At 73.2% G+C, this 21278-nt stretch carries 19 protein-coding genes and 1 riboswitch; of the genes, 9 read left to right on the forward strand and 10 right to left on the reverse strand.

Going from position 1 to position 21278, the window contains the following annotated elements:
- Positions 1–107: 107 nt before the first annotated feature.
- Both EAO77_RS05675 and EAO77_RS05680 read left to right on the forward strand, forming a co-directional pair.
- On the forward strand, positions 108–2597 hold the full coding sequence (locus tag EAO77_RS05675; RefSeq protein ID WP_147986990.1) for a helicase-associated domain-containing protein: 2490 nt from the start codon (positions 108–110) through the stop codon (positions 2595–2597).
- A 120-nt stretch (positions 2598–2717) separates the two neighbouring features.
- The gene (locus tag EAO77_RS05680) at positions 2718–4373 is read left to right on the forward strand and encodes a DNA repair helicase XPB (protein ID WP_147986991.1); all 1656 of its coding nucleotides are present in this window, start codon (positions 2718–2720) and stop codon (positions 4371–4373) included.
- A gap of 308 nt (positions 4374–4681) precedes the next feature.
- Here the strand turns inward: EAO77_RS05680 and EAO77_RS05685 are convergent, their stop codons facing one another.
- Entirely contained in the window at positions 4682–4882 is a 201-nt protein-coding gene (locus EAO77_RS05685; RefSeq protein ID WP_147986992.1) for a hypothetical protein, read from the reverse strand.
- A 357-nt stretch (positions 4883–5239) separates the two neighbouring features.
- Here EAO77_RS05685 and EAO77_RS05690 point away from each other — a divergent pair, with 357 nt between their 5' ends.
- Positions 5240–7324: a HelD family protein gene (locus tag EAO77_RS05690; RefSeq protein WP_147986993.1), complete on the forward strand. Its 2085-nt coding sequence runs from the start codon at positions 5240–5242 to the stop codon at positions 7322–7324.
- Here EAO77_RS05690 and EAO77_RS05695 read toward each other — a convergent pair.
- The gene (locus EAO77_RS05695) at positions 7321–7533 is read right to left on the reverse strand and encodes a hypothetical protein (protein WP_147986994.1); all 213 of its coding nucleotides are present in this window, start codon (positions 7531–7533) and stop codon (positions 7321–7323) included. The genes EAO77_RS05690 and EAO77_RS05695 overlap by 4 nt on opposite strands.
- Before the next feature lie 131 nt (positions 7534–7664).
- On the opposite strand from EAO77_RS05695, the gene EAO77_RS05700 reads away from it, so the two are divergent.
- Positions 7665–8522, forward strand: a complete 858-nt coding sequence (locus EAO77_RS05700) for a hypothetical protein (protein WP_147986995.1) — start codon at positions 7665–7667, stop codon at positions 8520–8522.
- A 251-nt stretch (positions 8523–8773) separates the two neighbouring features.
- Here the strand turns inward: EAO77_RS05700 and EAO77_RS05705 are convergent, their stop codons facing one another.
- Together EAO77_RS05705 and EAO77_RS05710 are read right to left on the reverse strand one after the other, a co-directional pair.
- The gene (locus tag EAO77_RS05705) at positions 8774–10297 is read right to left on the reverse strand and encodes an alpha/beta hydrolase (protein WP_147986996.1); all 1524 of its coding nucleotides are present in this window, start codon (positions 10295–10297) and stop codon (positions 8774–8776) included.
- Between the two features lie 141 nt (positions 10298–10438).
- A complete protein-coding gene (locus EAO77_RS05710) occupies positions 10439–10936 on the reverse strand; it encodes a peptidoglycan-binding domain-containing protein (RefSeq protein ID WP_261993812.1) in 498 nt (165 codons plus the stop codon).
- A 256-nt stretch (positions 10937–11192) separates the two neighbouring features.
- On the opposite strand from EAO77_RS05710, the gene EAO77_RS05715 reads away from it, so the two are divergent.
- Entirely contained in the window at positions 11193–12155 is a 963-nt protein-coding gene (locus EAO77_RS05715) for a helix-turn-helix domain-containing protein (protein ID WP_147986998.1), read from the forward strand.
- 105 nt (positions 12156–12260) lie between these two features.
- Here EAO77_RS05715 and groL read toward each other — a convergent pair whose 3' ends face one another.
- The 4 genes from groL to thrC form a co-directional block, all read right to left on the reverse strand.
- The gene (gene groL, locus EAO77_RS05720) at positions 12261–13883 is read right to left on the reverse strand and encodes a chaperonin GroEL (protein WP_147986999.1); all 1623 of its coding nucleotides are present in this window, start codon (positions 13881–13883) and stop codon (positions 12261–12263) included.
- Positions 13884–14189: 306 nt separating this feature from the next.
- A complete protein-coding gene (locus EAO77_RS05725) occupies positions 14190–14393 on the reverse strand; it encodes a cold-shock protein (protein WP_005315736.1) in 204 nt (67 codons plus the stop codon).
- A 430-nt stretch (positions 14394–14823) separates the two neighbouring features.
- Complete coding sequence (locus EAO77_RS05730; protein ID WP_147987000.1) at positions 14824–15102, reverse strand: MoaD/ThiS family protein; 279 nt, start codon at positions 15100–15102, stop codon at positions 14824–14826.
- Positions 15099–16385: a threonine synthase gene (thrC, locus tag EAO77_RS05735; RefSeq protein ID WP_147987001.1), complete on the reverse strand. Its 1287-nt coding sequence runs from the start codon at positions 16383–16385 to the stop codon at positions 15099–15101. The genes EAO77_RS05730 and thrC overlap by 4 nt, the downstream gene beginning before the upstream one ends.
- 17 nt (positions 16386–16402) lie before the next feature.
- Positions 16403–16548, reverse strand: a riboswitch (SAM riboswitch).
- Positions 16549–16674: 126 nt separating this feature from the next.
- Here thrC and EAO77_RS05740 point away from each other — a divergent pair.
- The 3 genes from EAO77_RS05740 to EAO77_RS05750 are packed head-to-tail and all read left to right on the forward strand — an operon-like array spanning position 16675 to position 19586.
- Positions 16675–17616, forward strand: a complete 942-nt coding sequence (locus EAO77_RS05740) for a glucosyl-3-phosphoglycerate synthase (protein ID WP_147987002.1) — start codon at positions 16675–16677, stop codon at positions 17614–17616.
- A 38-nt stretch (positions 17617–17654) separates the two neighbouring features.
- Positions 17655–18143, forward strand: coding sequence for a hypothetical protein (locus tag EAO77_RS05745; RefSeq protein ID WP_147987003.1), 489 nt, complete (start codon positions 17655–17657; stop codon positions 18141–18143).
- A 57-nt stretch (positions 18144–18200) separates the two neighbouring features.
- Positions 18201–19586 (forward strand): trehalose-6-phosphate synthase, encoded by a 1386-nt coding sequence (locus EAO77_RS05750; protein WP_147987004.1) that lies wholly within the window; start codon positions 18201–18203, stop codon positions 19584–19586.
- A 326-nt stretch (positions 19587–19912) separates the two neighbouring features.
- Here EAO77_RS05750 and otsB read toward each other — a convergent pair whose 3' ends face one another.
- Positions 19913–20761, reverse strand: a complete 849-nt coding sequence (gene otsB, locus EAO77_RS05755; RefSeq protein ID WP_147987005.1) for a trehalose-phosphatase — start codon at positions 20759–20761, stop codon at positions 19913–19915.
- Between the two features lie 10 nt (positions 20762–20771).
- Positions 20772–21044: a DUF3263 domain-containing protein gene (locus EAO77_RS05760; protein ID WP_147987006.1), complete on the reverse strand. Its 273-nt coding sequence runs from the start codon at positions 21042–21044 to the stop codon at positions 20772–20774.
- On the opposite strand from EAO77_RS05760, the gene EAO77_RS05765 reads away from it, so the two are divergent.
- Positions 20959–21249, forward strand: a complete 291-nt coding sequence (locus EAO77_RS05765) for a DUF3263 domain-containing protein (RefSeq protein WP_147988970.1) — start codon at positions 20959–20961, stop codon at positions 21247–21249. The genes EAO77_RS05760 and EAO77_RS05765 overlap by 86 nt on opposite strands.
- Positions 21250–21278: the final 29 nt, after the last annotated feature.

Raw genomic sequence — 21278 nt, forward strand, 5'->3', positions numbered from 1 at the left:
CTGGTGTTCCAGCGTGACGCTGCCGGCGTGCGCGACGAGGAGCGGCCGGGGGCCGCCCTGCCCCCGACGGTAGCGTTCCAGCGGCTACCGTGGGGCGGATGGGGACGATGCCCGATTCACGTGGCGGCTCGCACGCCGGCCGTACCGCGCCGCGCACGCTCGCCGAGGCGCTGCGCGCCCGCGCCGACGACGAGCTGGCCGCGCTGCTGCGCGCGCGCCCCGACCTGCTGAGCCCGGTGCCGAACGACGTCACCCAGCTCGCCACCCGGGCCGGCACCCGGGCCTCCGTGGTGCGCGCGCTGGAGCGGCTCGACCGCTTCGCGCTGCAGACCGCCGAGGCACTGGCCGTGGCCGCGGACCCGGCCTCCTACGAGGAGTTGCTCGGGCTGCTGACCGGCGACGAACCGGTCCCCGAGGTGGCGGCGGCGCTCCCGGGGGCGCTCGGGGAGCTGCGGCGCCAGGCGCTGGTGTGGGGCGAGGACGACCGGCTGCGACTGGTGCGCACCGCACGGGAGTTGCTGGCGCCGCAGCCGACGCGCCCCTCGCCCACGGGGCTCGGCCCGACGGTCGCCGAGGCGACGGCCGGGATGTCGCCGGGCAGGCTCCAGGAGATCGTGGCGGAGGCCGGGCTGCCGGCCACCCACGATCCGGTGTCGGCGGTCGCCGCGCTGACGTCGCTGTTCACGGACCGGGAGCGGATGGCCCGGCTGCTGGACACGGCGCCGTCCGAGGCGCTCGCGGTGCTGGACCGGCTGGTGTGGGGCCCGCCGTACGGGGAGGTGACCGCCTCCCCCGCGCCTCCGGTGCGGTGGCTGCGGGACCGGGGTCTGCTGCTGCCGGCCTCGCCGCGGACGGTGGTGCTGCCGCGGGAGGCGGCGCTGCATCTGCGGGCGGGCCGGGCGCACCGCACGCCGGAGCCGGTGCCCCCCGTCGTGGCGGTGGCGGCCGAGCGCCGTCCACAGGTTGTGGACAGCGCGGCGGCCGGGCAGGCGTACACGGCCCTGTCGACGGTCGAGGACCTGCTGAAGGACTGGCACGAGGGCGGCCCGGCCGTCCTGCGCGCCGGGGGCCTGTCCGTACGGGACCTCAAGCGCACCGCGGCCGCGCTCGACACCACGGAGCAGCTGGCCGCGTTCTGGCTCGAACTCGCCTATGCGGCGGGCCTGCTGGCCACGGACGGCGAGGCGGACGAGCGGTACGCCCCCACCCCCGCGTACGACGAGTGGCTGGAGCTGCCCGCGGCCGAGCGGTGGGCGGTGCTGGCGACCGCATGGCTGGCGGCGACCCGCACCCCGGGGCTGGTCGGCGGCCAGGACTCCAAGGGGCGCACCCTCTCGGCGCTCGGCCCGGAACTGGACCGCTCGGCGGCACCGGAGGTGCGTCACCGGGTGCTCGGGCTGCTGGGCGCCCTTCCCGACGGCGCCGCGCCCGACCCGCGGTCGCTCCAGGACCGGCTGCGGTGGGAGCGTCCGCTGCGCGGGGACGCCCTGGGCACGGGCGCCCGGGACCTCAGGGCGCGGCTGACCGAGTGGACGCTGGCCGAGGCCGAACTGCTCGGGATCACGGGCCGGGGCGCGCTGGCGGCCCCCGCGCGGGCGCTGATCGGCGACGGCGGCGCGGCGGGCGCCACCGGAGCGGGGGACGATGCGCGCCGGGCGCACGCCGTCGCCCTGCTGGCGCCGCTGCTGCCCGAACCGCTCGACCACGTGCTGCTCCAGGCCGACCTGACGGCGGTCGCCCCCGGGCCGCTGGAGCGCCCGCTCGCCGAGGCCCTCTCCGTGCTCGCGGACGTCGAGTCGAAGGGCGGCGCGACGGTCTACCGCTTCACCCCCGGGTCGGTGCGCCGGGCGCTGGACGCGGGCCGGAGCGCCTCCGACCTGCACGCCTTCCTCGCCGCCCATTCCCGTACGCCGGTGCCGCAGCCGCTCAGCTACCTGATCGACGACGTCGCCCGCCGGCACGGCCATCTCCGTGTCGGCGCCGCCTCCGCGTACGTGCGCTGCGACGACGAGACCGTCCTCGGGGAGATCCTCGCCGACAGGCGCTCCCAGGGCCTCGGCCTGCGCCGGCTCGCGCCCACGGTGCTCGCCGCCCAGGCGGATCCGGCGGCGCTGCTGGAGGGGCTGCGCTCGCTCGGTTACGCCCCGGCCGCGGAGTCGGCCGAGGGCGACGTGCTGATCACCCGCGCCCACGCCCGGCGCACGCCCCCGCGCACGGCCCCGGTGCCCGTCCCGGACGGCCCCCCGCTGCCGGACGGGACGCTGCTCGGCGCGGCGGTGAAGGCGATCCGCGCCGGCGATCTGGCGGCCACGGTCGAGCGCAAGCCGTCCGGCACGCAGGCCGCGACGCCGCCGGCCGACGGCGAGCTGCCGCGCACCACGGCGGCGGAGACCCTGGCCACGGTCCAGGCGGCCGCGCTGACGGGCTCGGCGCTGTGGATCGGCTATGTGAACGCGGACGGCGCGGCCAGTCAGCGGGTCATCGCGCCGGTGCGGGTGGAGGGCGGCTTCGTCACGGGCTACGACCACACGGCGGACGAGGTCCGCACGTATCCGCTGCACCGCATCACGGGCGTCGCCGAGCTGGTGGAGGACTAGGCACGCCTCCCGACGGGCCGGGGCCGGACGGGGCCGGACGGAGCCCGCCCCGCCCCGGTCCGTCATGCGGCACACTGGAGGTTTGGCCTCGTCGAAGGCTCGAACCGAAAGGGCGCAGGCGTGAACGGTCCCCTCATCGTCCAGAGCGACAAGACACTTCTCCTCGAAGTCGACCACGAACTGGCCGACGCCTGCCGTCGTGTCATCGCCCCCTTCGCCGAACTGGAGCGCGCGCCGGAGCACATCCACACCTACCGGGTCACCCCGCTCGGCCTGTGGAACGCGCGGGCCGCCGGGCACGACGCGGAGCAGGTCGTGGACGCGCTGGTCGAGTACTCGCGCTACCCCGTGCCGCACGCGCTGCTCGTCGACATCGCCGAGACGATGGCCCGCTACGGCCGTCTCACGCTCAGCAAGCACCCCACCCACGGGCTCGTCCTCACCACCACCGACCGTCCGGTGCTGGAGGAGATCCTGCGGTCCAAGAAGGTCCAGCCGCTGGTCGGCACCCGGATCGATCCGGACACGGTGGCCGTGCACCCCTCGGAGCGCGGGCAGATCAAGCAGACGCTGCTGAAGCTGGGCTGGCCGGCCGAGGACCTCGCCGGATACGTGGACGGCGAGGCCCACCCCATCGAGCTGGCCGAGGACGGCTGGGCACTGCGCCCGTACCAGACCCAGGCCGTGGAGGGCTTCTGGCACGGCGGCTCCGGCGTCGTCGTGCTGCCGTGCGGCGCGGGCAAGACCCTCGTCGGCGCGGGCGCGATGGCGCAGGCGAAGGCGACGACCCTGATCCTCGTCACCAACACCGTCTCCGCCCGGCAGTGGAAGCACGAGCTGGTGAAGCGCACGACGCTGACCGAGGACGAGATCGGCGAGTACAGCGGGACGAAGAAGGAGATCCGCCCGGTCACCATCGCCACCTACCAGGTGCTGACGACCCGGCGGAAGGGCGTCTATCCGCACCTTGAGCTCTTCGACTCCCGGGACTGGGGCCTGATCGTCTACGACGAGGTGCATCTGCTGCCCGCGCCGGTGTTCAAGTTCACCGCCGACCTCCAGGCGCGGCGGCGCCTCGGACTGACCGCGACGCTGGTGCGCGAGGACGGCCGGGAGTCGGACGTCTTCTCGCTGATCGGCCCGAAGCGCTTCGACGCGCCGTGGAAGGAGATCGAGGCGCAGGGCTACATCGCGCCGGCGGACTGCGTCGAAGTCCGGGTCAACCTCACGGATGCGGAGCGGCTGGCGTACGCGACGGCCGAGACGGAGGAGAAGTACCGCTTCTGCGCGACGACGGCGACGAAGCGGAAGGTGACCGAGCGGCTCGTGCGCAAGCACCAGGGCCAGCAGATCCTCGTCATCGGCCAGTACATCGACCAGCTCGACGAGCTCGGCGAGCACCTGGACGCGCCGGTGATCAAGGGCGAGACGCCGAACTCGCAGCGAGAGAAGCTCTTCGACGCGTTCCGCAACGGCGAGATCAGCGTGCTGGTGGTGTCCAAGGTCGCGAACTTCTCGATCGACCTGCCGGAGGCCACGATCGCGATCCAGGTCTCGGGCACCTTCGGGTCCCGCCAGGAGGAGGCCCAGCGGCTGGGGCGGGTGCTGCGTCCGAAGGCGGACGGGCACACGGCGCACTTCTACTCGGTGGTCGCCCGCGACACGATCGACCAGGACTTCGCCGCCCACCGGCAGCGGTTCCTCGCCGAGCAGGGCTACGCGTACCGGATCGTCGACGCGGACGACCTGCTGGCGGACTCGGGCGAACCGGCCTGACGCCGGGCCGGACCGGCGGACGCGGTCGCGCCGTGCGTGACCGGCCGCGGAAGGTGCGTGCCCGGAGGCGGACCCGCGGTCGCGCCGTGCGTGACCGGCCGCGGAGGGTGCGTGCCCGGAGGCGGACCCGCGGTCGCGCCGTGCGTGACCGGCCGCGGAAGGTGCGTGCCCGGAGGCGGACCCGCGGTCGCGCCGTGCGTGACCGGCCGCGGAAGGTGCGTGCCAGGACGCGGGCAAGCGGAACCGGAACCGGGTCGGCCCAAGGTCGTGCGGGCCGGCCGGCCGGCCGGCCGGGGCGGCGGGCGGGGTCAGCGGCGGCGGACGCCCGCCTCCGGCCCGTACTCGCCGAGGACGGTCACCGAGAACACCGTCTCGGCGAAGACCTTGACCGCGCGCAGGGCGTTGCCGACGCGGTGACGGGGGTGGGTGACGGTTCCGGTGGCCGTGGCACCGCGGCGCGGGGCGCCGCCGTGGGCCGGGGTGCCTGGGGTGAAGGTCGCTGTGCTCATGTCTCCATGGTGTCCCTTTTCACCCGTACGGAGCATCGGCCCCTGGGCCGAACCGCACCCGGCGCCGCGTACGACTCGGGACAGACGCCGTCCCCATCAAGGAGGAGACGCGACCCCGAGTCCCCCGGAGGTCCGCGCCGGACGCCGGGGACGTCGGCCGCCACCGGGGGCCACGCAGGCGCGGTGCGGGGCGGGGGAAATCCGTTCGCCCCGCCCCTGCGCGGTGACTACAATCGCGAGCTTGCCCCGGCTTCGGCCGGGGTTTCCCCGCCTCCCGCCGAGGAGCGCCGCCGCCCGGACGGAAACCGGCCGGCTCGCCATGTCGTGATCACGAAGCACCCAGCCCGGAGGCAACCCGTGCCCGCGCACGTTCCCGCACCCTCGACGCCGGCCCCGGCCGCGCCCCCCTCCACCCCGCAGCCCGACGGCGGTCCGCTCGGCCGTGAACGCGCGCACCTGGCGGCGTCCCGTGCGGCGCTGCGCGCGATGCGCGAGGACGTCCAGTCGCTCGACATCAGGGACGTCACCGCCAACTGGGTCAACGCCGCGGTGCTGGAGGCGCAGATCGGGGAGCGGGTCAAGGCGCTGGCCGACCTCGCCCACACACCGCTGTTCTTCGGCCGCCTCGACTACCTCCACTCCTCCCAGGAGGGGCAGAGCTTCTACATCGGCCGCCGGCACGTCCACGACGCCGAGGGCGACCCGATGGTCGTCGACTGGCGCGCGCCCGTCTCGCAGCCGTTCTACCGGGCCTCGCGCAAGGACCCCCAGGACGTGGGCCTGCGCAGACGCTTCGGCTACACCGGCGGGGAGCTCACCGCGTACGAGGACGAGCACCTGACCGACCCCTCCGAGACCGAGCGGACCTCGAAGCTCCTCCAGGCGGAGATCGAGCGGCCGCGCGTGGGTCCGATGCGGGACATCGTGGCGACGATCCAGCCCGAGCAGGACGAGATCGTCCGAAGCGGCCTGTCCGGCTCGGTCTGCGTCCAGGGCGGCCCGGGCACCGGCAAGACGGCCGTGGGCCTGCACCGGGTGGCGTACCTGCTCTATGCGCACCGGGAGCGGCTCGCCCGCACGGGCACGCTGGTCATCGGGCCGAACCGGTCCTTCCTGCACTACATCGAGCAGGTCCTGCCCGCGCTCGGCGAGCTGGAGGTGAAGCAGGCGACCGTCGACGACCTGGTCGCCCATGTCGAGGTGCGCGGCGCCGACGAGGCCCGTGCGGCGGTCGTGAAGGGCGACGCCCGCATGGCGCTGGTGCTGCGCCGGGCCGTCCGTTCGCACGTGACGCTGCCGACGGAGCCGGTCGTGGTCGTCCGCGGGTCGCGGCGCTGGCGGATCCCGGCGTACGAACTGGAGGAGATCGTCCGCGAGTTGCTCGACCGCGACATCCGCTACGGCGCCGCGCGTGACGCGCTGCCGCAGCGGATCGCGCACGCCGTGCTGGTGCGGATGGAGCAGTCCGGCGAGGCGCCCGACGACCGCGTCCAGGACGCGGTCGCCCGCAACGCGGCGGTCAAGGCGGCCGTGAAGGCGATCTGGCCGCCCGTCGACCCGGCCAAGCTGGTGCTGCGGCTGCTGTCGGACGCCGGCTTCCTCGCGGAGCACGCGGAGGGCGTGCTGGACGCGGTGGAGCAGGCCGCGATCCTGATGGACAGGCCGCCGCGCAGCGTGAAGTCGGCGAAGTGGTCCGCGGCGGACGCGGTGCTGATCGACGAGGCGACCGACCTGGTCCAGCGCACGCACTCACTGGGCCATGTCGTCCTCGACGAGGCCCAGGACCTGTCGCCGATGCAGTACCGCGCGGTGGGGCGCCGGTGCTCCACCGGGTCGGCGACGGTCCTCGGCGACCTGGCGCAGGGCACGACCCCGTGGGCGACGGGATCGTGGGCCCAGGCGCTCGCGCATCTGGGGAAGCCGGAGGCGGTGGTCGAGGAGCTGACGGCCGGCTTCCGCGTCCCCCGCGAGGTGATCGCGTACGCCTCCCGCCTGCTCCCGCACATGTCCCCCGGCCTGGCGCCGGTCTCCTCGGTGCGCGACAACCCGGGCTCGCTGACGGTCGAGGCGGTCGGCGACGACGCCGGCCTGGACGCGGCGGTGATCGCCGCGTGCGCGGACTCGCTGCGCCGGGAGGGCTCGATCGGCCTGATCGCGGCGGACGCCCGGATTCCCGCGCTGTCAGAGGCGCTCGCCGTCGCGGGCATGGCGTACCTCTCCCCCGGCGAGGAGACGACGGCCGAGTCCCGCCTGACGCTGGTGCCCGCGTCCCTGGCGAAGGGCCTGGAATACGACTACGTGGTCCTCGACGAGCCGTCCGCGATCGTCGCGGGCGAACCGGACGAACGCACCGGCCTCCGCCGTCTGTACGTCGCCCTGACCAGGGCCGTCTCCGGCCTCACCGTCCTCCACTCGACGCCGCTCCCGCGCCAGCTGGCCTAGGGCGGCCCAGGGCGCGGACGGCTCGTCCGCGGGGTCGCGGGCACCAGCGTCAGGCGGGACTCGGCCGTCGTCTCCTCGCCGGGGGAGAGGTACGCCATGCCCGCGACGGCGAGCGCCTCTGACAGCGCGGGAATCCGGGCGTCCGCCGCGATCAGGCCGATCGAGCCCTCCCGGCGCAGCGAGTCCCCTCCCACCCTGTCCGTTGACATGCTCGCGGACGTTCCGCGACCGACTTGCCACGCAGCGTCATCACGCTCTACCGTTCCGATAAACGAACAGCCCCCGCCGGTGCGCCAACACCGGACGAGGGCCTGACCATCGAGATCGAATCGAGCGATCCATGGCTGAGAGCCACTGTAGTGATGCCCCGCACCCCCTCGCCAATCCCGGCTACGGCAAGCGCTCCGTGTCCGCGGAAGGCCCCCTCGCGGGCGACGACTTCGCACATCTGACGCCCCGCGAGGCCGCCGTCGCCGCCTACGTCGACCGGCTTCCCGACACCAGCGACATCTCCATCAAGACGCTCGCCAAGCACACCCCGTACGGGCAGACGGCGATCACCACCGTCCTGCGGGCGCTCGTCCGCGCCGGGCATCTGCGGCACGGGCTGGAGTCGGTGGTCGCGCCGGACGGCACCTCGCGGTGGGTCACCCGCACCTGGTGGTCCCGCACGGCCCGCGACGACTCCTGGTGGGCGGCGTACGCCGCGGGCGACCTGCCCGCCGAGCGCGCCGAGGAGCGTCGCCGCCCGACCCGCTCCCGGGCGTACATCCTGCTCGCCGCCCTCGGGCGCGAGCACCCCGTGATGTCGCTGTCCCACGCCGACTGCACGGCCCTCGCCCCGCTCGTCGAGGAGTGGTTCGCCCGTGAGGCGAGCGAACGCCAGGTGCTGTGCGCCCTCACCACCGGGCTGCCGAGCCCCGTCCACCACCCGGCCGCCCTCGCCCGCCGCCGCCTCACCGACAAGCTGCCGCCCGCTCCGCCGCCGAAGCCCCGCCCGGTCCGCGTCATCGAATGCGCCGAGTGCGGGCGTCCGCCCCGGGCGGGGGCGCTGACCGGCGGCAAGTGCGCCTCCTGCCGGGGCGTGCCCACCGGGGCACCGCCCACGCTCCCGGCCGCCCGCGTTCGCGCCCTCGCCGCGGCCTGCCGCACCCCGGCACGAACACCGGAGCAATCCCCGGAGGGAACACCCGCATGAGCCTTCCGCCACGACCAGCATCACGTCCGGCGACCCGCCCGAGCCGGTGCCGGAGACCGTCTCCTGGAAGACCAGCACCAGCAGACCGGCCAGGACGACGAAGGCGGTGAACGCACCGAAGAACCGGAGCGCGGACCGGAGCACCGGACACAGCCGTGCACGCATCTCGGCGCGCCCGGCCGGGGTGGCCCTCCGGAACAGCAGCGCCATCACCACCGGGGCCGTGAGCAGCAGCAGCCATGGGGTGGCGATCAGGCGCCCTGCTCCCCGCAGTACACGTCCCCCGCCGGACGCTCCCCGGTCAGCAGGAAGCGCGTCACCTGCGCGTCGCCGCAGGCGTTGCCGTTGTCGACGTAGGCGGCGTGCCCGACCGAGTCCACCACGACCATCCTGGCCCGGTCCCCGAAGGCCGCGCGCAGCTTCAGGGCGCCCGCCAGCGGGGTGGCCACGTCGCGCGCGTTCTGGATCATCAGCACGTTGGACGGGCCCTGCGGGGTGATGCGGGTCGTGGGCTCGGAGGGGCCGAGGTCCCAGAAGGCGCACGGCATGACGTTGACCGGCATACCGGCCGTGAGCGGATGACGGGCGCGGCTGTCGGCGACGTCCTTCTCGTAGACCTCCTGCCCGTCGCCCGACCAGGCGTCCACGTCGTTGCAGATGGTGGCCAGGGAGGCGGCGACGGTGTTCTGCATCGCCTCGTCCGGCAGGGTGACGGCGGCGGGCAGCGGCCCGCCGTCCCGCGCGGCGGCGATCAGGCGGGCCACGACCGGGAAGCGCTTCTCGCTGTACAGGCTGTCGAGCAGGGCCTGCCGCAGGACGTTGCCGTTCAGCTCCTCGGGGTTGGCGCCCCGCCAGGGGATGGGCTCCCGGTCGAGGCGGGCGGCGAGCGCGAGGAACATCGGCCGGACCTCGTCCGCGTGCTCGGCGAGACGGTCGGGGTTGGCCGGGTCGGCCGCCCATGCGGCGAAGTCGGGGAAGGAGTCCTCGACGCCGACGGCGTAGTTCGCGAGCCAGCCGCGGGCGACCCGCTTCGGGTCGGGGTCGTCGTTGCTGTCGAGGACCCAGCGGTCGGTGCGGTGCGGGAACATCTGCGCGTAGACGGCCCCCGCGTACGTGCCGTAGGAGACGCCCCAGGCGGACAGCTTCCGCTCTCCCAGCGCCTGGCGGATGCGGTCGATGTCCCGGGCCTCGTTGCGGGTGCTCATGGTGCGCAGCATCTCGGTGTCGCCGGCCTCGCAGGTGTCGGCGAGGCGGCGGGCGGTGGCCATGGCGGCGTCGATCGAGCCGTCGGCGGCGGGCCAGGGACGCAGGCGTTCCATCGCCAAATCCTCGTGCGGGAGTTCGCAGGAGACGGGGGCCGAGCGGCCGACGCCGCGCGGGTCGAAGCTGACGACGTCGTAGGCGTCGCGCACCGACTGCGGGAGCTGCCGCCCGCGCCGGGAGGGCTCGTGCAGGCCGGGGTTGCCGGGGCCGCCGGGGATGATCAGCAGGGTGCCGCGGCGGGCTGCGGGCTTCTCGCTCGCGATGCGGGAGACGGCGAGGTCGAGCCGGGGGCCGGACGGGTCGGCGTGATCGAGCGGCACGGAGACGGTGCCGCACTCCTGGCGCGGGTCGAGCCCGCTCATCCCGGTGCAGGGGCCCCACTGGATCGCGGTGGCACCGGCGGGGGCCGCCGTGGCGTCCGCGGGCGGCAGCGCGACGAGCGCCGTGGCGAGCGCGGGCAGCGTGAGGGCGACGGTGACGGCGGGGCGGCGGAAGGTGCGTGTGAAAGTCATGGCATGAGCCTCCCGCGCCCCGCCGCCGCCTCCCACGGGGCCAACCGGCCTCTTCCCAGGGGGGTTTGCCCCAGGGCAGGAGACCGGCGGCCCGGTGGACGGGCCCGGGCCACGGCCGGGACGGCCGGCCGTGGCGGGGGGTCAGAACGGCGGGTTGTAGCAGTCGATGAATTCCACGCTCCCGTCGGAGGGGTCGCGCCAGTAGTCCGGCCACCACATCGCGGCACGGGTCGCCGGCCCGTAGACGCCGTCGGCGCTCACGCCGAGGCGGTTGGCCTGGAGCCACCGGACGGCCTCCACCGTGCCGGTGCCGTAGACGCCGTCCGCCCCGCCGCTGTCGCGGATCCGCTCGGCGGCGGGAGTGCTGCCGTAGCAGCGCAGAATGGCCCGCTGCAAGGCAGTCACCGCGTTCGAACTGCCCGTCTGCCACTGCATGTAGCAGCTCAGACCGTTGCCGGTGCGGGCGGGCACCACGTAGTAGTTGTTGACGGCCACCCCGTCGGTGCGCTGCACCGTCGTGTTGCACGGGCCGTAGGCGGCGTGGGCCGGTGTGGTCATCATCGGGCTTGCCGTCAGGCCGGCGCCGAGGAGGAGCGCGGCGGCCCCCAGCACGCCGAACCGCGTGCGGCGTCTGGTCATTGCTCGTTGCACGGTGCAACCCTTCCGGTCGGTGACGTCGTCTCAGCGACTGTCTCGGCCATGGACCTTAGGGTCGTCGTGGACGCCGGGCTGTGTCATCCGTGCAGGGGTCCTGGTCGGTGGCGCACACCTTCGGGGAGGGCGCGAACGCGGCAGGGACCCCGGCAGCCGTTGCGTGTCGAGGGGGACGTGTGGGGGAACGGGCCGAGGGGTCGCCGGGCCGGGGTCATGACCGCCGCGGACGGAGGGCCGCCTCATGAGTCCGGTCCTGGACACCGCCTTCGTGCCGCCGGGGGACCGCGAGGAAGTGGTCCGGCACGCGGTGTGGGAATCGGTGGTGGCGGTCGACATCGACCACGGCCCGCCGGCCGAGGACATGTCCGTCCGCATCGGGCTCGGCGCCGTCGGCCCCCTGCGGATCTGTTCGGCGCGGGCGACCGCGGTCACCATCCACCGCACGGCACGGCAGGCCCGCGGGGACGACGAGGAGCCGGCCGTCTTCCTGGGGCTCCAGGTGTCCGGCACCAGCCTGGTCGCGCAGAACGGCCGCGAATGCGTCCTGCGGCCGGGCGAATGCGCCGTCTACGAGTCGATCGCTCCCTACACGCTGCTCTTCGACGAGGGAGTGGACCACCACTTCCTGCGCTTCCCCCGCTCGGCGCTCGCGCTCCCCGACCGGCTGCTGCGGGACACCGGCGCACTCGCCCTGGGCCCCGGCGACCCCGTCGCACGCCTCGCCTTCGACTACTTCTCCCGGCTGGCCGCCGACGACGCCCTGCACCAGGGCGCCCGTGCCGACGCCGTCGTGGAGCCGAGCATCGAGCTTCTGCGTGCCGTCCTGACGTCCCGGCACGGCGACGCGACCCGGGCCAGGGGGCCGCTGGAGGCGACTCTCGGCCTGCGGATCACCCGGTACATCCGCGAGCACCTGGCCGACCCCGACCTGTCGGCGGCCACGATCGCCGCCGCGCACGACATCTCCGTACGGCACCTCTACGCCGTGCTGTCCCGCTCCGGCATCAGCCTCGGCGACCACGTCCGCGCCCGGCGCCTGGCCGAGTGCCGACGCGAACTGGCCGGCCCGCACGGCCGCCTGCGCACCATCGCCGCGACCGGCCGCCGCTGGGGCTTCGTGGACGCGACCCACTTCAGCAAGGTGTTCAAGCGCGCGTACGGCATGTCCCCCCGCACCTGGCGCGACCTGCACCACCCCCGCTGAGCCGGGAGCCGGGCCCCGCCGCTCCGCGGAAACGCCCGAGGGCGGCACCCCCTGGGAGTGGGGTGCCGCCCTCGGTACCGAAGGACGTGTCCGATCCGCGGAGGATCAGAAGTCCATGTCACCGCCCGGCATGCCGCCGCCGGCCGGCGCGGACGCCTTCTCCGGCTTGTCGGCGATGACGGCCTCGGTGGTGAGGAAGAGCGCCGCGATGGAGGCCGCGTTCTGCAGGGCAGAGCGGGTGACCTTCGCGGGGTCGATGATGCCCTCGGCGATCATGTCGACGTACTCACCGGTCGCGGCGTTGAGGCCGTGGCCGACGGGCAGGTTGCGCACCTTCTCGACGATGACGCCACCCTCGAGACCGCCGTTGACGGCGATCTGCTTGAGCGGGGCCTCCAGGGCGAGCTTCACGGCGTTGGCGCCGGTCGCCTCGTCACCCGTCAGCTCCAGCTTCTCGAAGACCGAGGAGGCCTGGATGAGGGCCACGCCACCACCGGCGACGATGCCCTCCTCGACGGCCGCCTTCGCGTTGCGAACGGCGTCCTCGATGCGGTGCTTGCGCTCCTTGAGCTCGACCTCGGTCGCGGCGCCGGCCTTGATGACGGCCACGCCGCCGGCCAGCTTCGCGAGGCGCTCCTGGAGCTTCTCGCGGTCGTAGTCCGAGTCGCTGTTCTCGATCTCGGCGCGGATCTGGTTGACCCGACCGGCGACCTGGTCGCTGTCACCGGCACCGTCGACGATGGTGGTCTCGTCCTTGGTGATGACGACCTTGCGGGCGCGGCCCAGCAGGTCCAGGCCGGCGTTCTCGAGCTTGAGACCGACCTCCTCGGAGATGACCGTGCCGCCCGTGAGGATGGCGATGTCGTTCAGCATGGCCTTGCGGCGGTCGCCGAAGCCCGGGGCCTTGACGGCGACGGACTTGAAGGTGCCGCGGATCTTGTTGACGACCAGGGTCGACAGGGCCTCGCCCTCGACGTCCTCGGCGATGATCAGCAGCGGCTTGCCCGACTGCATGACCTTCTCCAGCAGCGGAAGGAGGTCCTTCACGTTGCCGATCTTGGAGTTGACGATCAGGAGGTACGGGTCGTCCAGGGACGCCTCCATACGCTCCATGTCGGTGGCGAAGTACGCCGAGATGTAGCCCTTGTCGAAGCGCATGCCCTCGGTGAGCTCGAGCTCCAGACCGAAGGTCTGGGACTCCTCGACGGTGATGACGCCTTCCTTGCCGACCTTGTCCATGGCCTCGGCGATGAGCTCGCCGATCTGGGTGTCGGCGGCGGAGATGGAGGCCGTGGAAGCGATCTGCTCCTTGGTCTCGACATCCTTCGCCTGCTCCAGCAGCGCACCGGAGACGGCCTCGACGGCCTTCTCGATGCCGCGCTTCAGAGCCATCGGGTTGGCGCCGGCGGCCACGTTGCGCAGCCCCTCGCGGACCAGAGCCTGGGCCAGGACCGTCGCGGTCGTCGTGCCGTCACCGGCGACGTCGTCCGTCTTCTTGGCGACTTCCTTGACCAGCTCGGCGCCGATCTTCTCGTACGGGTCCTCGAGCTCGATCTCCTTGGCGATGGAGACACCATCGTTGGTGATCGTGGGGGCGCCCCACTTCTTCTCGAGGACGACGTTGCGACCCTTGGGGCCAAGGGTGACCTTGACGGCGTCGGCGAGCTGGTTCATCCCGCGCTCGAGACCGCGCCGTGCCTCCTCGTCGAACGCGATGATCTTGGCCATGTGAAGTGGTCCTCCCGGACTGGGGTGGATTGCTTCGGATCGCGTCAGGCGCCCGCGACGGACGGTCCGCGAGCCCGGTGGTTCCTTGCCCCACCCGGCTTGCCGACCTCACCGGCACGATCCAAGTTCTGTCACTCTCACTGGGAGAGTGCTAACGCCAATGATTAGCACTCGACCCCCGAGAGTGCAAGCGCCTTCGAGTGACGGGCGGGCGCACGCACACGCACGAGGGGCCCGCGTCCCGGTGGGAAGCGAGCCCCTCGTGTGTGAGTGCGTCGGTGGCCGAACGCGCCTGGATCAGTCGGATCAGACGGCGAGCTTGACCATGTCCGCCTGCGGACCCTTCTGGCCCTGCGAGATCTCGAATTCGACTCGCTGACCTTCTTCAAGGGTGCGGTACCCGTCCATCTGGATCGCGCTGTAGTGGACGAAAACATCCGCACCACCGTCGACCGCGATGAAGCCGTACCCCTTCTCCGCGTTGAACCACTTGACGGTGCCCTGAGCCATGCCTAACTCCCCTATTACTGGCCCTTGCGCAGGACCGCACTTCGCGGACCCGGGTCAGACCTCACCCCGACAGGAGGGGTGTGCGCCGGAACGCGTCGACCGCGGCTGAATGTATCTGCCCAACTGCCCTCTGCAACAGGTCAGTCGGAGGAGAAATCCGGGCAGGACCGATCGGCCGATCCATGCGAATCCGCTGATTTCCCGGGCAAGTCGGGCCCGACAAAGCGGTGCTTTTGAGGCAATTCGACCGCAGACTTTGGCCGCATTCTTGCGGTCCGGGGCGCATTCAAGCCGGGTCGGCGGAGGGGGCTTCCCAGACTCTATCGCGTCTAACCATGCAGAATTGCCCCCTCCGCTTCTCTCGCGGAGGGGGCAATTCGGTAACTCTGGGTAACTCGCCCTCGAACCGGGCGAGAAACGCGGGAAAGGATCAGCAACCGCCGGCCACGGCGGGGATGATCGAGACGCCGGCGCCCTCGGGCGTCGCGGTCTCCAGACCCTGCTCGAAGCGCACGTCGTCGTCGTTCACGTACACGTTCACGAAGCGGCGCAGCTTGCCCTGGTCGTCCAGGACGCGGGCGGCGATCCCGGTGTGGTTCTTCTCCAGGTCCTCGATGACCTGCGCGAGGGTCGACCCCTCGGCGGTCACCTCGGCCTGGCCGCCCGTGTAGGTGCGCAGGATGGTGGGGATGCGGACGTTGACGCTCATGCGAGGCCAGCCTCTCGGAAAGAGTCCAGGTTGGGGCGGATGACTGCGGACATACCCGCTGTGGGGGCCACCGCGTCGAGGGTCTTCAGGCCGTCACCCGTGTTGATGACGACCGTGGTCAGGGACGGATCGATGGCGCCGGCCTCGATCAGCTTCTTCGCCACCCCGAGGGTCGTACCGCCCGCGGTCTCCGTGAAGATGCCCTCGGTGCGGGCCAGCAGCTTGATCGCGTCCACGATCTGCTCGTCGGTGACGTCCTCGACGGCACCGCCGGTGCGGCGGCAGATGTCCAGGACGTAGGGCCCGTCGGCCGGGTTGCCGATCGCCAGGGACTTGGCGATGGTGTCCGGCTTCTGCGGGCGGACCACGTCGTGGCCGGCCTTGAAGGCCACCGACACCGGGGAGCAGCCCTCGGCCTGCGCACCGAAGATCTTGTACGGCCTGTCCTCGACGAGCCCGAGCTTGATCAGCTCCTGGAGCCCCTTGTCGATCTTGGTGAGCTGCGACCCGGAGGCGATCGGGATGACGATCTGGTCGGGGATCCTCCAGCCGAGCTGCTCGCAGATCTCGTACGCCAGCGTCTTCGAGCCCTCGCCGTAGTACGGGCGGAGGTTGACGTTGACGAAGCCCCAGCCCTCGCCCGCCGGATCGCCGATGAGCTCCGAGCAGAAACGGTTCACGTCGTCGTAGTTGCCCTCGATGCCGACGAGTTCGCCGCCGTACACCGCGGCCATGACGACCTTGCCCTGCTCCAGGTCGTGGGGGATGAAGACGCAGCTGCGGAAACCGGCCCGGGCCGCGGCGGCACCCACCGCGCCGGCCAGGTTGCCGGTGGACGAGCACGACAGGGTCGTGAAGCCGAAGGCGCGGGCGGCCTCGATGGCCTGGGCGACGACGCGGTCCTTGAAGGAGTGCGTGGGGTTGCCGGAGTCGTCCTTGACGTAGAGCTTGCCGGTCTCGACGCCCAGCTCGCGGGCGAGGTTGTCGGCCTGGACGAGCTTGGTCCACCCCGGGTTCAGATTCGGCTTGCCCGCGACGTCGGCGGGGACGGGCAGCAGCGGGGCGTAGCGCCAGATGTTCTCGGGACCGTTCTCGATCTGCTTGCGCAGACCCTCGGGGTCGCCGCTCGGGAAGTCGTAGGCCACCTCGAGCGGCCCGAAACAGATCTCGCAGGCGAAGATCGGTCCGAGGGCGAAGCGCTCGCCGCACTCGCGGCAGGAGAGGCCGGCGGCGGGCCCGAGGTCGACGGTGTCGGTCGTGGTCACGACGGTCTGTGAAGCCATGGAGGCGAGGCCCTTTCTCCTCATCTTCCTCATGGCGCATCTCGCCATGAGACGGATTTGGCACCTTCCCTAGCCGGGAGCCTCGCTTCTGATGAGAACGAGACCGGCTGGAGGGTTGCCGGGGCTTCAACGGGCCGTATCCCTCTGCCCCTCTGGATGAGCGGTATTCGATTGTTGAGCTGGTCCGCGGAACGACCCCGACATGCGACGGCCGCCTGCGTTGTTCAAGACTGTAACCGAACCCCCGGACGGTTTGAGCTGGTCGTCCGATCCGCGAGATGGAGATCACGTGCTGGATGAGGTGGAGCGCTGGCTGGCCCGGCGGTCCTGGTCGGTGGCCGACCGTCCCCTGGACCGGCTGCTCGCCGCCAAGCAGGACACCACGGTCAGCGTGGTCCTCCCCGCCCTGAACGAGGAGGCCACGGTCGGCGAGATCGTCACGGTGATACGCGACGAGCTGATGACGGAGGCGGTGCCGCTCGTCGACGAGCTGGTGGTCGTGGACTCCGGGTCCACCGACCGGACGGCACAGGTCGCGCGCAGGGCGGGCGCCCGGGTGGTGCACCGCGACGCGATACTCCCGCGGCTGCCCGCGGTGCCCGGCAAGGGCGAGGTCCTGTGGCGCTCGCTGCTGGCGACCGGCGGCGACATCGTCTGCTTCGTCGACGCGGATCTGCGCGAGTTCTCCGCGGACTTCGTCTCCGGGATCGTCGGCCCGCTGCTCACCGAGCCCGAGGTGCAGTTCGTCAAGGCGATGTACGACCGGCCCTACGGCAACGAGCCCGGTCAGGGCGGCCGCGTCACGGAGCTGGTGGCCCGTCCGCTGCTCAACCTGCACTGGCCGCGGCTGGCCGGCTTCGTCCAGCCGCTCGGCGGCGAGTACGCGGCCCGGCGCACCCTGCTGGAACAGCTGCCGTTCCCGGTCGGCTACGGCGTCGAGCTGGGTCTGCTCGTCGACGCCCTGAACCTGGTCGGCATGGACGCCCTCGCCCAGGTCGACGTGGGCACCCGCCTCCACCGCCACCAGGACGGCCAGGCCCTGGGCCGGATGGCGGCGACCATCTACCGGACCGCCCAACTGCGTCTGGCGCGCGGGCATTTGGTCCGCCCGGCACTGACCCAGTTCGAGCGCTCCGCGCACGGTTTCGTCCCGCGCACGCACCCGGTGGACACGGAGGAGCGGCCGCCGATGCGCGAGATCGGTGAGTACGCGGCGCGTCGCGCGGCATAACCCGGCGCGGCCGGTCATTTTGTCTACCTTTTCGAGGTATGTACGCCCTGCTGCACGCCCTCACCCCTGACGTCCGCCGCACCCGTGCCCGCCGCGCGCCCTCACGGGCGGCCCGGCTCCTCGGCACCCTCACCGTCACCGCGACCGCGCTCCTCGGCGCGGCCGGTCCCGCCCCGGCCGCCGGCGCGCCTCCCGCCGGGCCCCCGGTGGCCGCCGTGCCCGTACCGGTGTCCGATCCGGTGGAGGCGCCCGGGCACGTCCCGGTGGCCGCCGCCGCCACGGCTGCCCGGACGGCTGTGGCGGCGGCTCCTGCCGGCCGGGGGGACCACGCCGCACAGGCCGCACAGGCGGCTCCGCCGGTCCGGGGTGCCCATGCCGTTCACGCCGCTCACTCGGCCCCGGCCGAGCTCGCGCGGACCGGGTCGACCGCGGAGCAGCTGTGGCTGCTCGGCGGGGTCGCGCTCAGCCTCACCGCCGCCGGTGTGATCGCCGTCGCGGCGTCCCGTGGCCGGAAACGAGACCACTGACCTGCGCCGGAGCCGTACGCACGTTTGAGGGGACCCGGCACGGGCTAGGTTCGCCACATGGTGACCGACCTTGCCCAGATCCTCGTCGCGTCCAACCGCGGCCCGGTCTCCTACACGGCGACCGAGGCCGGGGAAATCGAAGCACGCCGCGGAGGCGGCGGCCTCGTCTCCGGCCTCTCCGCCATCGGCTCCGGCGAGCAGTCGCTGTGGGTGTGCGCCGCCCTCGGCGACGGCGACCGCGAGGCCGTGCGGCGCGGTGTCGGCGAGCCGGGCGTACGGATGCTCGACATCGACCCGGCCGTCCACGCGGACGCCTACAACGGCATCGCGAACTCGGTCCTGTGGTTCGTGCACCACATGCTCTACCAGACCCCGCTGGAACCGGCCTTCGACCAGGAGTTCCGCCGCCAGTGGGACTCCTACCGCGCCTACAACCGCGCCTTCGCCGAGGCCCTGGCCGAGGCGGCCGCCCCCGAGGCCGCCGTCCTCGTCCAGGACTACCACCTGGCCCTGACGCCCGGCATGCTGCGCGAGCTCCGCCCGGACCTGCGAATCGGCCATTTCTCGCACACGCCGTGGGCCCCGCCGGAGTACTTCGGCCTGCTGCCCGACGACATCGCGGAGGAGCTGCTGCGCGGCATGCTCGGCGCCGACCGGCTCGGCTTCCTCACCCGTCGCTGGGCCGACGCGTTCACGGCCTGCTGCGACCACCTCGTCGGCGGGACGGGCCGCACCGGGACGGGTGTGCACGGCCTGGGCGCCGACGCCGACTTCCTGCGCGAGCGCGCCCACCGCCCGGACGTCGACGAACGCCTCGCCGAGCTGCGCGAGGCCGTCGGCCCCGACCGCCGGACGATCGTCCGCGTCGACCGCACCGAACTGTCCAAGAACATCGTGCGCGGGCTGCTCGCCTACCGGGAGCTCCTGGAGAGCCGCCCCGAGTGGCGCGAGCGGGTCGTGCACATCGCCCTCGCCTATCCGTCCCGGCAGGACCTCGCCGTCTACCGCGACTACACCGCCGAGGTGTCCCGCCTGGCCGCGGAGATCAACGACACCTACGGGACGCCCGGCTGGACGCCCGTCGTCGTCCACGTCAAGGACGACTTCGCCCGGTCGCTGGCGGCCTACCGCATGGCGGACGTCGCCCTGGTCAACCCGATCCGCGACGGCATGAACCTCGTCGCCAAGGAGGTCCCCGTCGTCTCCGACGCGGGCTGCGCCCTCGTCCTCTCCCGCGAGGCGGGCGCCCACGCGGAGCTGGGGGAGTTCGCGATCACGGTCAACCCGTACGACGTCACGGCCACGGCGGACGCCCTCCACCGCGCCCTGTCGATGCCGCCCGCCGAACGCGCCGACCGCACCAAGCACCTGGCCGCGGCGGCGACCTCCCTCCCACCCCGCCGCTGGTTCCTCGACCAGCTCGAGGCCCTCCGGGCGCTCTGACCGGCCATGCGGGGCGCGCGGGCCTCGCTCGGGGGCCGTTCGCTCGCGCCCGCGCGTCGGAAGGCTGCGCCGCGGGGGCGGCGCCCCCGCGCAGACGCCGCCCGCACGGGCGGCGCAGGACGGAGAACGCGGCCCCCATCGACCCCGGCGCGCAGGACCGCCGCAGGGCGAAGGCACCTCGCCACGAAGACACCGCCGCAGGGCGAAGACACCTCGCCGCGAAGACACCGCCGCAGGGCGAAGACACCTCGCCGCGAAGACACCGCCGCAGGGCGAAGGCACCTCGCCGCGAAGACACCGCCGCAGGGCACCGCCCCCGCGCGGGCCTAGCCCAGGCGTTCCGCGATCGCCGCCAGGAGGTCCGCGACGGCCCCCGGCCCCGCGACCACCACGTCCGCGCGCTCGGCCAGCTCCGGCACTTCGTCCCCGCTGCACACCAGCACCCCGGGAGTCCCGTCCGAGCGCAGCTTGTCCACCGCCGCGTAGGCGGCGAGGTCCCCGAGGTCGTCCCCGGCGTAGAGGACCGACGTGGCCCCCACCTCCCGCACGTACTCGGCGAGCGCCACGCCCTTGTCCATGCCGGGGGGCCGCAGTTCGAGGACCATGCGGCCCGGCTCCAGGACGAGCCCGTGGCGGGACGCGAGTGCCGCCAGCGGCTCCCGCAGGGCGTCGAACGCCGCCTGCGGATCCTCCGCGCGGCGTGTGTGAACGGCGACCGCGCGCCCCTTCTCCTCGATCCAGGTGCCCTGCCACGCGCCGATCCGGTCGAGGAAGCCGGGCAGTTCGGCACGGACCGCGGCGACACCGGGGTGCGGGGCCGGCGCGGTCACGGTGCCGGTCGCCGCGTCCCAGCGTTCGGCGCCGTAGTGGCCGAGGACCACCAGGCCGTCGAGGCCCTCGACACCGGCGAAGCCGCCGTAGCGGACGGCGACCCCGGCGGGCCGGCCGGTGATGACGACGACCGAGCCCACCCGGGGCGCGAGCGCGGCCAGCGCGGGGACGGCGCGCTCGTGGGCGCGGGCCTGTTCGGGGTCGGGGACGATGTCGGCGAGGGTGCCGTCGAAGTCGAGGGCGACGACGGTGCCGGCCGGCCGGTCGAGGATCGCCGCCAGGCCGTCACGGCCCTCGGGCGTGGACGGCGTCGGCATGGTGTGTGCGTACGGGGAGCTGCCCATGTCACCGACCCTATCGGCGACTTCTCCTCGCGTCCCTCACACGGCGAAGCCGGTTGACGGTCACCGGGTCGTGCGCGAGGGCCCGCCGGTCGTCGAGGAGGGCGTTGAGCAGCTGGTAGTAGCGGACCGGCGACATCCCGAGCTGCTCCCTGATCGCCCGCTCCTTGGCGCCGGGCCCCGGCCAGGAGCGCTGCTCCATGGCGAGAACAGCGCTCTCGCGTTCGCTGAGCGCACCGGGCGGCACCGGGCTTGGCGAGACGGGGCTGGCGGACTCGTCGGTCATACGATCCAACCTAACGCCGCCCGACGACACCCCGGCCCGGCACGGCGCCAAGGAGCGGGCGATCAGGGAGCAGCTCGGGATGTCGCCGGTCCGCTACTACCAGCTGCTCAACGCCCTCCTCGACGACCGGCGGGCCCTCGCGCACGACCCGGTGACCGTCAACCGGCTTCGCCGTGTGAGGGACGCGAGGAGAAGTCGCCGATAGGGTCGGTGACATGGGCAGCTCCCCGTACG

This window comes from Streptomyces sp. T39, from assembly GCF_008042045.1.
GTDB lineage: Bacteria > Actinomycetota > Actinomycetes > Streptomycetales > Streptomycetaceae > Streptomyces.